Source organism: Hoyosella rhizosphaerae (assembly GCF_014643175.1).
GTDB classification, from domain to species: domain Bacteria; phylum Actinomycetota; class Actinomycetes; order Mycobacteriales; family Mycobacteriaceae; genus Lolliginicoccus; species Lolliginicoccus rhizosphaerae.
Genome location: NZ_BMJH01000004.1, coordinates 159,801 through 172,099, shown reverse-complemented (window position 1 = coordinate 172,099; position 12,299 = coordinate 159,801). Strand labels below are relative to the sequence as shown.

Here is a 12,299-nt window from a genome sequence, read left to right as displayed (position 1 = left end):
TTCTCGACGAAAACCGCGGTGCACAAAAAATTTATCCCTGCTGATCAGGTAAAACAACTGCCCCAGGACAAGGTGTGAAAAGTTCGTGAAATCGGAACCACCAACCCCAAGGTTTGCCGCTGAGGTGCTCGTAACGTGGTTTCGCAAAGAAGGCCGTGAACTCCCGTGGCGCGAGCCTGATGTGAGCCCGTGGCACATACTGGTGAGCGAGATTATGTTGCAGCAAACCCCCGTGTCGCGAGTTGCTCCAGTGTGGCAACAGTGGGTGACGCGGTGGCCTTTGCCGTCGACGATGGCCGCTGAATCTCCCGCAACTGTGGTGCGTGCCTGGGGAAAGCTGGGGTACCCCCGTCGCGCGTTGCGCTTGCACGATTGTGCGCGCACTTTGGCCGAAGAATTTGATGACCAAGTTCCGAGCGATATCGACGTACTTCTCACGCTTCCTGGGGTGGGTGCCTACACCGCTAGGGCCGTGGCGTGCTTCGCCTACGGACAGTCCGTACCTGTTGTGGACACCAACGTCCGCCGGGTGATTGCCCGCGCAGTGCACGGCCAGGCGGAGCCCGGTAACCCATCAACCAATCGAGATTTGCGAGATGCAGCTGCCCTCATCCCAGAGATTGACGGGGATATATTTTCGGCCGCATTGATGGAACTCGGCGCTGTTACGTGCACGGCCAGGAACCCGGACTGTGCTCGCTGCCCTTTACCGCATTGCGCCTGGGTCGCTGCTGGTCGCCCACCATATGAGGGCCCGCCACGAAAGACACAAGGATTCGCAGGGACAGACCGTCAAGTCCGGGGTCGGATTATGGACGTTCTCCGAACTGCCTCAGGCCCCGTTGATCGTTCACGGATCGACGCGGCGTGGTTGACGGATACAACTCAGCGAGACCGGGCGCTTCTGTCCCTTCTCACTGACGGGCTCGTCGAGCAAACAATGGATGGGCAATTCGCCCTCGTTGGTGAAGGCGAAAGCTAGAGCCGCCGGGTGGCATCGTCTAGATCGTCGCTGCCCAGATCGTCGCTGCTGAGGCCGTCAAGAAAAGCTTCGACAGCACCGCGGAACTGGGCGGGGGCTTCGTCGTGAATCAGATGCGCAGCGCCCTGAACCTTGTGATAGTAGGTGGGCGCACCGCGTTCGATTGATGCCATCTGCTTCATCTGGCCTGGGATGGTGAGTGTGTGCTCACCTTCCAGCAGCAACGCTGGTGCACTGGTGGAGCTCCACTGTTTCCAGTAGTCGCGAGTACCCCAATGTTGCGCGATGTTTCGCCACGTGTTGATGTGCCCGTGAAGCCGCCAACCGTGTTCTGTTTTGTCGAAAGAGTGAAGAAAATACTCCCCCGCAACGGGTCCGAACAGGTCGTACACTTCCCCAGCGTCGCTGAACTCCGTGGGCCACGAGTTGAACCACGCGTCCCACGGCTGGGTTGTACGCCCTCGGTAATCGGGGCACATGTCTTCGACCACAACTGCCTTGACACTGTTGGGATGGCAGGCAGCCACGCACCACGCATGGAGCCCGCCCATCGAGTGGCCGATCAGAACGGCCGGTTCGCCCATGGTCGCGAGTTGTTGTGCAATGTCGTCGACAAAGTATTCGGTTGCAACAGCGGCGTCCGTTTCGCTGCCTGTATCCGCACCACGGTGAAATGGTGCGTCGTATGTGTAGACGTGGCCGTATGAGCGCAACCACGGAACGCACGCATCCCAGGTTCTTCCTCGCCCCATGAGTCCATGCAATAGCAGGATTGGGGTTCCGTGTCCGCCATGGTCGTAGAGCACAGTTTCGTACCTTACGCGAGTAGTATCGCGCCATGGCTGTCGTGAAGATCAATGCAATTGAAGTTCCCGAAGGTGCTGGCGCAGAGCTGGAGAAGCGTTTTGCCGCACGCGCTGGAGCAGTGGAAAATTCACCGGGTTTTCTGGGATTTCAACTCCTTCGCCCCGTCAAGGGTGAAACGCGATACTTCGTTGTCACCCAGTGGGAATCCGAGGAGGCATTCAAGGAGTGGTCCGAAGGGCCAGCTCGGGCCGCCCATGCGGGGAAACCTGGCGAGCAACGCCGCCCCGTCGCCACTGGCGCCTCGTTGCTTGAGTTTGAGGTAGTTCTCGACGTTGCGCCGCCGAGTTAATTCTTAGCCACAAAAACTGAAAGTGAACATCGCGGTGCAGTGGCGCTCGTCTGAATAACGAATTAAGCAGAAAGTTCGCACCACGCGGAAACAAAAGCACGCCTTTTCTCGCTAGCAACATACCCTCAAGGTGAAGTAGAGACTGTGCGGGCACGATTTCCGTTCACAAACGGCAGCGCCCTGCACTCCAGGAGGGCGCCGAAGTGAGCAAGCATCCAGGTTCTCGCCGCGCTGCCGCCGCCCTGTGCGGTGCAACCATCGCCTGCGCTCTCGGAATTACGCAATCAACAGCTATTGCCGAGCCCCTACCTGACGATCATGTAGCGCACATGGCAGCGCAATTCCCGGAAGTTCCCGCCGATGTCGCTGTCGATGACGTTTCACGGAGCATCCTGCACCTTATCCACGCCGATGAGCCCGTCACTGTAGAAATTGTCGCCGCCGAGCTGTCCCCCGCCGATCCGAGCATCTCCGAGATTCTCGCCAATACACTAGAGCGCCTCCGGACCACTGGACCTTATGAAGTGCTGGGCTACTCAAGCACCGAGACTCGAGGTACAGCGCAAGTCATCAGTCCGCTTGGTGTGCGGTTTGATCTTCGCATCGAATCCACAGGTGACGGCGAATTCAAAAGCATGCTCATTCGCCCACACACCCCTCGCATTGTTGAGCTCGACGAGTTGGCGTCCACGCTTGACATGTTCGGGACCGATTACTCAGTTCTCGCTGCCCGCATCGATGAAACAAGCTGCGAAAAAACCTACGGCATTCATACAGACACCGTTCTTCCTTCAGCTACATTGCCTGCGCTACAAACACTCAGCGCGCTCAGCGAAAGCATCGCTGCAAATGATGTGCACTGGGATGACACTCTGGACTTTCCTTCATTGATGCAGCCAGACGTGACACCTGACGAAGACAACGGCGATGCGGAAACGGTAAAAGCAACCATTCGGGAGGCCGCGACTCGCACTGTCACGGCAAACGACGCTGTGGCACACGAAGCGCTGTGTGAAAGGATCGGAGTTACCGCTGGTGAAGCGGATAATGCCACCGCACCCGCATCGCAAGTGGACCTGTGCAACGCGTATGCGCGACTCCTCAGTGGTGACGAAGCAATGGCGGCGATCCTCACCCACGCACCCGGCACCGATACACCAAGCACCGATACAACCAGCTCCGATGTGGCGAGCCCCCATTGGCGCACCATGCACAATGCAACCCACGAGGCTGTGGGCACCTACACCGAGACCTGGGTCCTCACAGACACCGACGGCGACATGTGGTACTTCGGCCTACATCAGTCAACTGAACACGAAATCGGACTTGTCGAACAATTGTTCAGCAGCAAAGTCGCCAGCGACATTTTGGGTGTTGAGCCGAGGACACAAGTTCACATCGGCTCACACCCACCTACCGAGCCAATGACTAGTGAAGCTTCGCCTCAAGGCTGATTTCGACGCCAGCCAACGCCTTGCTCACTGGGCACCCGGCCTTCGCTGCGGCTGCGGCTTCTTCAAATGCTGCGGCGCTAAGCCCGTCAACTTCACCGCGGACGGTGATCTTGCTTGTTGTAATCCGAAATCCACCGCTGGGGTCAGGACCCAAACTCACGTCTGCACGAACTTCAAGATTCTGCGGGGTTCCGCCTGCCTCTGCGATCTGCGCCGACAGAGCCATCGCGAAGCATGATGAATGCGCAGCGGCGATCAACTCTTCAGGACTAGTGGTGCCGTCAGCTTCATCAGCCGCCCTTTTCGGGAACGACACATCAAAACGGCCCACACCGGAACTGGTGAGCTCAACGGTTCCGCCGCCTTCTTGCAGAGTGCCATTCCATGCGGTCCTAGCGGAACGAGTAGGCATGTGTTTCCTTTCCTAGATTTTCGGGCCACGACTTCTGGGCCACGATTTCTGGGCCACCAAACGCGGCCACATACACCAGTGTCGCGCAATCCCTCGGGAGCGCAAGGGAGTTCCAGGTTTTCAGTATGTTTGCGCTTTGCGGAACGCTTAGACTTTCGGAGTGCTTTTACCGAGATTGCGTGATCGTGTAGCCCTGCTTGTTGTGATAACCGCGACGACGGCGCTTGTCAGTGGCGGTACGACGGCGGCGACCACAACCGCACCCCTCCCCTCTACGAACCCGTGCATCACCGCTGATCTGAACCCTCGCATTGCCACGCTCGCGGACCCAGATGGCATTACGGGATCGACGACACTTGAGCGGCTTGAAAGCGCAGTAGAGCGCCACACCGCCGTCACTGAGCTTCTTGTTGATCACGTGGACCGCCGTGGACTTTTTTCAGTCGGTCTAGATGCTGTTGAGCACGCTGCCGTGATGCCTATGCAAAGAAACGAACATGAGTTCGTTGACCAAGAATGGGCAGCGCGCTTAAGCCTCGACCTTCTCACCAGGTATCTGGCCAATCTGCATGCGGAAATGACTGGTGCGCCGGTGGAACCGCAGTGGCAGCGATTCTTCGAGCTCGCATCGGACTGCTCACAGTCCCCCGAACATGCGGCGATGGCCGGCTACAACGCGCACATCACAGTTGATCTTGCGTATTCGGTCAGTGTGGCCGGAACTCGGGATCACCACGCATTCGACTTCTTTCGCATCGTTGACCAGATAGCGCTGCACGGAAACTCAATCATCGACAGCACTCGTTCCGCGTATGGGGCGGATCTCGGTCCGTTGTGGAGTGGTTTCTTTATTGGCGACGCGGTTGACTCTGTAGTCGGCGAGGGCGTGGGTACTACAGCAATGCTTCGCATCGCCGATGTCGGTTATAACAGCTTGACGTTGGCACATGGGTTTGCGTTACAACACCAGCCAACAGAGGTGGAGGCGCGTCATCGGATTCATGGTTTATGGGGAACCATCGATCAGGTTCTTGGCGGCCTAAATTATGTGGGCAGTTTATGACGCTTGACCGCTTCTAGCGGCTGCGCGAAACACGAAAGGGGCTGGACACAATTTCTGTGTCCAGCCCCTCATTGTGTTGTCGCCGAACCTACTCGGTGGAGTCGTCAGCTGCGGTTGCGCTGTCAACGCCTGCCGTGGCGACTGCCGGTTCTGGTGTGTCGACTACAGGCACGGGGCGCTTCTTCGCCGTGAAGGTGAAGCGAGCATTTTCTCCGAGGCCCTTGCCGTCCCAGCCTTCAACATCGACGAGGATGACCTGTCCAGCTTCGATCTCGCCGAACAGAATCTTCTCCGACAGTTGATCTTCGATCTCACGCTGGATGGTTCGACGCAGCGGTCGTGCACCAAGCACTGGGTCGAAGCCACGTTTCGCGAGCAGCGACTTAGCCTGGTCCGTGACTTCGAGAGTCATGTCCTTTTGCTTAAGCTGCGTTTCCACGCGGTTCGTCATGAGGTCGACCATTTGGATGATCTGATCTTGAGTCAACTGGTGGAAGACAATCACATCGTCGATACGGTTGAGGAACTCTGGCCGGAAGTGCTTCTTGAGCTCGTCGTTGACCTTGAGTTTCATCCGCTCGTAGTTGGATTCTTCACCCGTACCTGATGTGAAGCCCAGCCCGACGGCCTTCGAAATGTCGGACGTACCGAGGTTGGAGGTGAAGATGAGAACAGTGTTCTTGAAGTCCACTGTTCGTCCCTGACCATCGGTGAGGCGTCCGTCTTCGAGCACCTGCAGGAGCGTGTTGTAGATCTCCTGGTGTGCCTTTTCGATTTCGTCGAAGAGCACAACCGAGAACGGCTTGCGGCGTACCTTCTCCGTGAGTTGGCCGCCTTCTTCGTAGCCGACGTAGCCGGGAGGCGCACCGAACAGTCGCGAAGCGGTGAACCGGTCGTGGAACTCACCCATGTCGATCTGGATGAGTGCATCGTCATCGCCGAACAGGAAGTTCGCGAGCGCCTTGGACAATTCGGTTTTACCCACACCGGATGGCCCAGCGAAGATAAATGAACCGGATGGGCGTCGTGGATCTTTCAGCCCGGCCCGAGTACGACGGATAGCCTTGGATACGGCCTTCACGGCATCTTCTTGCCCAATGATGCGCTTGTGAAGTTCGTCTTCCATGCGCAGCAAACGTGAGGTTTCTTCCTCCGTCAGCTTGAACACCGGGATGCCTGTCCAGTTGGATAGCACCTCAGCGATCTGTTCGTCGTCGACGCTAGCAACGACATCTAGATCACCTGAACGCCACTGCTTTTCACGCTCGGCACGCTGCGCGACAAGTTGCTTCTCCTTGTCGCGAAGGTTTGCGGCCTTCTCGAAATCTTGCGCATCGATCGCCGACTCTTTTTCACGGCGAGCATCCGCGATGCGCTCATCGAATTCGCGAAGGTCTGGTGGAGCAGTCATTCGGCGGATACGCATCCGCGCACCGGCCTCATCGATCAAGTCGATTGCCTTGTCGGGCAAGAACCTGTCGTTGATGTAACGATCGGCCAGGGTTGCTGCGGCAACGAGTGCCCCATCCGAGATTGAAACCCGGTGGTGGGCTTCGTAGCGATCCCGTAGGCCCTTCAGGATTTCGATGGTGTGTTCCACCGAAGGCTCGCCAACCTGGACCGGCTGGAATCGACGCTCGAGTGCGGCGTCCTTTTCGATGTATTTACGGTACTCGTCAAGTGTGGTGGCACCAATGGTCTGAAGCTCACCTCGAGCGAGTTTCGGCTTCAAGATCGATGCGGCATCAATTGCGCCCTCCGCAGCACCGGCACCCACGAGTGTGTGAAGTTCGTCGATGAAGAGAATGATGTCGCCGCGGGTGTTGATTTCCTTGAGCACCTTTTTCAGGCGTTCTTCGAAGTCACCACGGTAACGACTGCCCGCCACGAGAGACCCGAGGTCGAGGGTGTAAAGCTGCTTGTCCTTCAGCGTCTCAGGAACCTCACCATTAACGATGGACTGAGCTAGGCCTTCAACAACAGCCGTTTTACCCACACCGGGCTCACCGATGAGGACGGGGTTGTTCTTGGTGCGCCGTGAGAGCACCTGCATGACGCGCTCGATCTCTTTTTGACGGCCGATGACCGGATCGAGCTTCCCTTCCATCGCCGCCTGCGTCAGGTTGCGACCAAACTGGTCAAGGACCAGTGAGGTTGACGGCGTACCGGCCTCACCTCGGCCAACCCCAGCTTCCGCGGGTTCTTTCCCTTGGTAGCCCGACAGCAATTGAATGACTTGCTGGCGCACCCTGTTGAGGTCAGCGCCAAGCTTGACGAGCACTTGCGCCGCTACGCCTTCACCCTCGCGGATAAGACCCAGCAAGATGTGCTCAGTGCCAATGTAGTTATGCCCCAGTTGCAGCGCCTCGCGAAGGCTCAGTTCCAGAACCTTTTTGGCGCGCGGGGTGAATGGAATATGACCAGAGGGGGCCTGTTGCCCTTGGCCAATGATTTCTTCAACTTGGTTGCGAACGGCCTCGAGTGAAATCCCGAGAGACTCCAGAGACTTGGCAGCAACGCCTTCACCCTCATGGATGAGGCCAAGCAGGATGTGCTCAGTGCCAATGTAATTGTGGTTGAGCATCCTGGCTTCTTCTTGAGCCAGGACGACAACGCGCCGTGCGCGATCGGTAAACCTCTCGAACATCGCTCTCCCTCACACTCCTCGTTAGGCCCGGACGCTAGCCGCGATGACTGTCGCCTTCGCATGCCGTCGCTGAATCCGGCACTCCGGTCCTTGCCGCGCATCCCCACTCTAGTAGCTGATAGCGAACCGCGACGTCGCACTACGTTGATCGGCACCGACTCATATCCATCGAACGCTACGGTTTGAGCGCCCTACAACTGACGGAACTACAACCGCACACCATCTCAACCTTGTGTTTTACCCTTACTAACTGCAATAACGCAGTGGTCTCCTAGTTCGTTCCAGGTGCCGCTACGCCTACAGAGAACACGTTGCGTCCACTTGAACACAAGGCCGCAACTGAGCAACCGACTCTCAGGGAAAATTTATTCCAGCGGCCCCGATTACAAGCTCGAAAGTTGCCACCACCTTGCAATCCAGTAAATGACGGTTTTAATAATAAAGATGATTTACGTCAGCTTTAGCTGACAATACGTACAAATAGCACACGGGCCGATGCTTAACAGCATCGGCCCGTGTGCTACCGAGTACGCAGAATTAAATCTGCCGTAGATCATCAGTTAGCGTTGTTATAAGCCTCAGTCACTTCAGCGGAGATGCGCCCGCGGGCTGAAACTTTGTACCCGTTCTTGCGAGCCCATTCACGGATAGCTGCACTTTGTTCACGATCGAGATTAGCGCGAGCTTTGGGCGAAGAGCCCACCGCGCGACGAGTTTTACGTCCAGCGAGGCGTCGTGCATGCGAAACCCAAACTTCCATCTGTTCACGCAGTTTTGCCGCATTGTCAGAGGAAAGGTCGATCTCATACGTCACACCATCAAGCCCAAATTCGACAGTCTCATCCGCTGGTGCGTCCTGATCGAGGTCGTCTATCAGGGTTACTGTCACCTTTTGCGCCATAAGTAATTACCTCTCTCATCGTCTGTCGCACGCAACGCTGCCGCGCGTGCTACGCACCGTTAAATCTGTTTTGATTCGCGAACAAAAAAGATTTGGCGTCAAATCCGATCATAGAGTGAATTAGCCTTTTTTACCAAGCGGACGCACAATCGGGAACAGGATTGTTTCTCGGATTCCAAGTCCAGTCAACGCCATTAGTAGTCGGTCGATTCCCATGCCTGTACCAGTGGTGGGCGGCATGCCGTGTTCCATTGCGGCCAAGAAATCTTCATCGAGAACCATCGCTTCATCATCACCAGCGGCCGCTAGGCGAGCTTGATCAACAAAACGCTCACGCTGAATTACTGGATCAACTAACTCGGAATACCCCGTGGCCAACTCGAATCCACGCACGTAGAGGTCCCATTTTTCGGTCACTCCGGCCTGGGTCCTATGCTGCCTTGTCAACGGCGACGTCTCGACCGGAAAATTCCGAACAAATGTGGGGGCGTGCAAGTGGTCACCAATCAGGTGCTCCCATATTTCCTCGACCAACTTGCCGTGGCCATACCCTTTACCTTCTGGGATTTCGAACCCAACACGAGCCGCGATTGCTCGCAACTGTTCGACAGAAGTAACCGGCGTCACCTCTTCACCCAATTTTTCGGATAATGAGGGGTACATTTCCATCGTTTGCCACTCACCATCAATATCGTAAGTGGAGCCATCAGCCAGAATAATCTGACGCGTACCGAAAGCGGCGTCGGCTACTTCTTGAACAACTTCCCGGATCATACGGGCAGAATCGTCATACGTTCCAAATGCCTCATATGTCTCCAACATTGCAAACTCCGGCGAATGGGAAGAATCTGATCCCTCATTACGGAAGTTCCTGTTGATCTCAAACACCCGATCAATACCACCAACAACACAACGCTTCAGGAAAAGTTCCGGCGCGATGCGGAGGTAGAGGTCCATGTCCAGCGAGTTCGAATGCGTTACGAATGGGCGAGCTGCTGCGCCACCGTGCAATGTTTGCAGCATAGGTGTCTCAACCTCAAGGAAATTGCGACGCTCAAGCGCGTTTCGCAACTCACGAACCACCGCCACACGTTTGCGAGCCATGTCACGAGCTTCTGGTCGCACAATCAAGTCCACGTACCGCTGACGGATGCGCGATTCTTCATTTAGTTCTTTAAAAGTCACTGGAAGGGGTCGTAGCGCTTTAGACGCCATCTCCCAGCGATCAGCCATCACACTCAACTCGCCTCGGCGTGAACTAATGATCTCTCCGCGTAGCGACACGATGTCACCAAGGTCGACATCAGATTTCCAAGATGCGAGCGCCTCGTCACCGACTACAGCAAGGCTTAGCATTGCCTGCAACTGTGTTCCGTCGCCCTCTTGCAGAACGGCAAAACACAGCTTGCCCGTATTACGGATGAACATGACACGTCCGACAATGGCAGCCACCTCACCTGTGGACGCCCCTGCTTCAAGGGATGCGTACTTTTCCCTGATTTCACTCAGCGTATGAGTGCGCTCCACAGATACTGGGTATGCCTCTCGACCTGAGCCAAGGAGACGGTCACGCTTCTCTCTCCGGATCCGCAGCTGCTCAAATTCATCAGCAGCAGCAGGAGTTTTCACGTCGGACACAGGTCCAGCGGAAGTGGGAGTAGTAGATTCGGTCGCGTTTTGCGCCGACGACAGGTTCTCGGATTCTCGGGCAGCACTCACGAGAGTTCAGGATAGTGGCTAAGGCGCGAACATTCCGCATCGAGCGCTAAAGGCACAATGCGAACTCACTTAATGAGCGGCCATTACTGCTGCATCACGATGATTGTGGATGCCGCCGATAATGACGTCGAACACTAAATTTTCAGCCAACGCCGCGAACCCGCCTGCCATTGAGCGGGAATACACCAGCCCTCGCTGCCGCAATTCGCGAACGATTTCAGCAGCCACAGCACCATCTGAACTCACAATGATCCATTCAACGTCGGTGCTCGCTACGCTCCTGAGCCTCAGCGCACTTGCCGGATCCAAGCGGTGAATGGCGAGGTCCGCATCTATAGCGATGGCTCCGAGCAGCGGTCCTTGAGATGTTCGCTCTTCTTGCGACCGTACATCCACCACACGGGCTCCCCGGCGCACGGCCTGCGGAACATCAACCGGGTGGATTACGTCAGCGTGTGCGTCCTGTGCGGGTGCCCCGCCAACGGCGACGCTGTGCACCGCAAAGGTCGACTCCGAACTCTCGCCAGCCTTAAATGCCCGCATGCTTCCTGCTGCAAACGAAACCTGAGCACCGGGGGAAAGCTCACGCTGCAATTGACCGCCACGGTTCCAGCGTTCAAAGCTCAGAGCGCCAGACAATAATGTGATTGCCTCCGCAGGCAAGGCGGCCTGCCTGTAGGTCGGGGCCGCATTGTGCCATTGCACCAACCACACTTCGGCTTCGTCGTCTGCATGGAGCAACCAGCGGCGATGGTGCGCGTTTAGTTCTTCCCGAAAGTAGCGTGCATCGCCGTCGAGGACAGCGTCGGCGTACTCATCGGCGAGGGCTAGGAGTTTCGTCAGCTTTGTTATGGACAGATCGTGCGAGAAGGAATCCACACGTGACGACGCATTGGTGGCCTGAACAGCCAAAGGGGTAGACATTTTTTCTCCGGTTAGGTCAACAAAAGTGGGCGCGTGGAAAGTTAGCGCTGACAACACTTCTGAAGACAACACGCTGCACGCCGTGAAGCGGGTGCGAGTGCGTGTACGAAGAACATGCCATTAGTGTGCCACACCAGTCCGAGAAGCGGAATCATTTGTGTCGGCGGCCATAAATTTCAGTTACGGCACTAACTGATACTGCGAGCGCCACCGATAGGGACGCGCGAGGGATAACTCCCGCGTTGTGTGCGGCGCGATGACGCCTGGTTACGTTCGAATACCATCCGCAAGCCACTTATGGTCAGGTGGGGATGGTGGGTCATCACGGTGTCGCATTCGTCGATCACCAGTGTCGCGAGCCCACCAGTGGCAATGACAAAACTGTTTGCGTCCGTGAAATTAAGTTCTTTACGAATGCGGCGAATAATTCCGTCTACTTGCCCAGCGAATCCGTAGACGAATCCGGACTGAAGGCACTCGACGGTGTTCTTTCCGACGACGGATCGGGGCCGCACCATCTCTACCTTGCGTAGAGCTGCAGCACTCCCAGCTAGTGCGTCGACTGAAATCTCAATGCCTGGCGCTATGGCGCCGCCGAGGAACTCACCGCGTTCCGAGATTGCGTCAACGCTGGTCGAGGTACCGAAATCAACGACGAGCCCCGCAGTTCCGTAAAGCCGGTGCGCCGCAAGTGCGTTAACTACGCGGTCTGTGCCCACTTCTTTCGGGTTGTCGACATGAAGCGGAACTCCCGTTTTCACACCGGGTTCAACCAAAATGTGCGGAATTTCTGGCCAATACCTTTCGACCATAATGCGCAATTGCCTCAGCACCGATGGCACGGTCGATAGCCCTGAAATGCCGGTTATCCGCCCTGCAAGCGGCCCGAGAAGCCCACGTACCGTCAGCGCAAGTTCATCAGCTGTGGATTGCGGATCTGTCCGCACGCGCCAGTCAGCGACGATTTGTGCGTTGTCACCAGTTCCGTCGAATAGACCGAGAACTATGTTTGAGTTTCCGACATCGATGGCGAGAAGCACG

The 12,299-nt window shown here is 56.6% G+C and carries 11 protein-coding genes; 4 read left to right on the top strand and 7 right to left on the bottom strand.

The features are described from left to right. Positions 1 to 85 precede the first annotated feature (85 nt). Positions 86 to 982, top strand: coding sequence for an iron-sulfur binding domain-containing protein (locus tag IEW73_RS15725; RefSeq protein ID WP_229676063.1), 897 nt, complete (start codon positions 86 to 88; stop codon positions 980 to 982). Here the strand turns inward: IEW73_RS15725 and IEW73_RS15720 are convergent. Next, on the bottom strand, positions 979 to 1,788 hold the full coding sequence (locus tag IEW73_RS15720) for an alpha/beta fold hydrolase (protein WP_268236329.1): 810 nt from the start codon (positions 1,786 to 1,788) through the stop codon (positions 979 to 981). The genes IEW73_RS15725 and IEW73_RS15720 overlap by 4 nt on opposite strands. A gap of 32 nt (positions 1,789 to 1,820) precedes the next feature. Between IEW73_RS15720 and mhuD the strand changes: the two genes are divergently transcribed. Both mhuD and IEW73_RS15710 read left to right on the top strand, forming a co-directional pair. Beyond that, a complete protein-coding gene (gene mhuD, locus IEW73_RS15715; RefSeq protein WP_188677526.1) occupies positions 1,821 to 2,138 on the top strand; it encodes a mycobilin-forming heme oxygenase MhuD in 318 nt (105 codons plus the stop codon). Positions 2,139 to 2,341: 203 nt separating this feature from the next. After that, a complete protein-coding gene (locus IEW73_RS15710; RefSeq protein WP_188677525.1) occupies positions 2,342 to 3,592 on the top strand; it encodes a Cpe/LpqF family protein in 1,251 nt (416 codons plus the stop codon). Here IEW73_RS15710 and IEW73_RS15705 read toward each other — a convergent pair. Next, complete coding sequence (locus IEW73_RS15705; RefSeq protein WP_188677524.1) at positions 3,567 to 4,004, bottom strand: OsmC family peroxiredoxin; 438 nt, start codon at positions 4,002 to 4,004, stop codon at positions 3,567 to 3,569. The genes IEW73_RS15710 and IEW73_RS15705 overlap by 26 nt on opposite strands. A 160-nt stretch (positions 4,005 to 4,164) precedes the next feature. Here IEW73_RS15705 and IEW73_RS15700 point away from each other — a divergent pair, with 160 nt between their 5' ends. Continuing rightward, positions 4,165 to 5,067, top strand: a complete 903-nt coding sequence (locus IEW73_RS15700; protein WP_229676062.1) for a DUF5995 family protein — start codon at positions 4,165 to 4,167, stop codon at positions 5,065 to 5,067. 88 nt (positions 5,068 to 5,155) lie between these two features. On the opposite strand, the gene IEW73_RS15695 is transcribed toward IEW73_RS15700, so the two are convergent. From IEW73_RS15695 to IEW73_RS15675, 5 genes are all read right to left on the bottom strand, one after another. Then, positions 5,156 to 7,714, bottom strand: coding sequence for an ATP-dependent Clp protease ATP-binding subunit (locus tag IEW73_RS15695; protein ID WP_188677523.1), 2,559 nt, complete (start codon positions 7,712 to 7,714; stop codon positions 5,156 to 5,158). A gap of 556 nt (positions 7,715 to 8,270) precedes the next feature. Further along, positions 8,271 to 8,615, bottom strand: a complete 345-nt coding sequence (locus tag IEW73_RS15690; RefSeq protein WP_188677521.1) for a histone-like nucleoid-structuring protein Lsr2 — start codon at positions 8,613 to 8,615, stop codon at positions 8,271 to 8,273. Between the two features lie 120 nt (positions 8,616 to 8,735). Next, on the bottom strand, positions 8,736 to 10,253 hold the full coding sequence (gene lysS, locus IEW73_RS15685) for a lysine--tRNA ligase (protein WP_188677703.1): 1,518 nt from the start codon (positions 10,251 to 10,253) through the stop codon (positions 8,736 to 8,738). 150 nt (positions 10,254 to 10,403) lie between these two features. Beyond that, the gene (locus IEW73_RS15680; protein WP_188677519.1) at positions 10,404 to 11,258 is read right to left on the bottom strand and encodes a rhodanese-like domain-containing protein; all 855 of its coding nucleotides are present in this window, start codon (positions 11,256 to 11,258) and stop codon (positions 10,404 to 10,406) included. Positions 11,259 to 11,446: 188 nt separating this feature from the next. Then, a complete protein-coding gene (locus IEW73_RS15675; RefSeq protein WP_188677517.1) occupies positions 11,447 to 12,298 on the bottom strand; it encodes a type III pantothenate kinase in 852 nt (283 codons plus the stop codon). Position 12,299: the final 1 nt, after the last annotated feature.

Bases quoted from the DNA above. Each gene is read 5' to 3' on its own strand.
- IEW73_RS15680 (WP_188677519.1), bottom strand. From the start codon at position 11,258: ATGTCTACCCCTTTGGCTGTTCAGGCCACCAATGCGTCGTCACGTGTG.
- IEW73_RS15695 (WP_188677523.1), bottom strand. From the start codon at position 7,714: ATGTTCGAGAGGTTTACCGATCGCGCACGGCGCGTTGTCGTCCTGGCT.
- IEW73_RS15690 (WP_188677521.1), bottom strand. From the start codon at position 8,615: ATGGCGCAAAAGGTGACAGTAACCCTGATAGACGACCTCGATCAGGAC.
- mhuD (WP_188677526.1), top strand. From the start codon at position 1,821: ATGGCTGTCGTGAAGATCAATGCAATTGAAGTTCCCGAAGGTGCTGGC.
- IEW73_RS15705 (WP_188677524.1), bottom strand. From the start codon at position 4,004: ATGCCTACTCGTTCCGCTAGGACCGCATGGAATGGCACTCTGCAAGAA.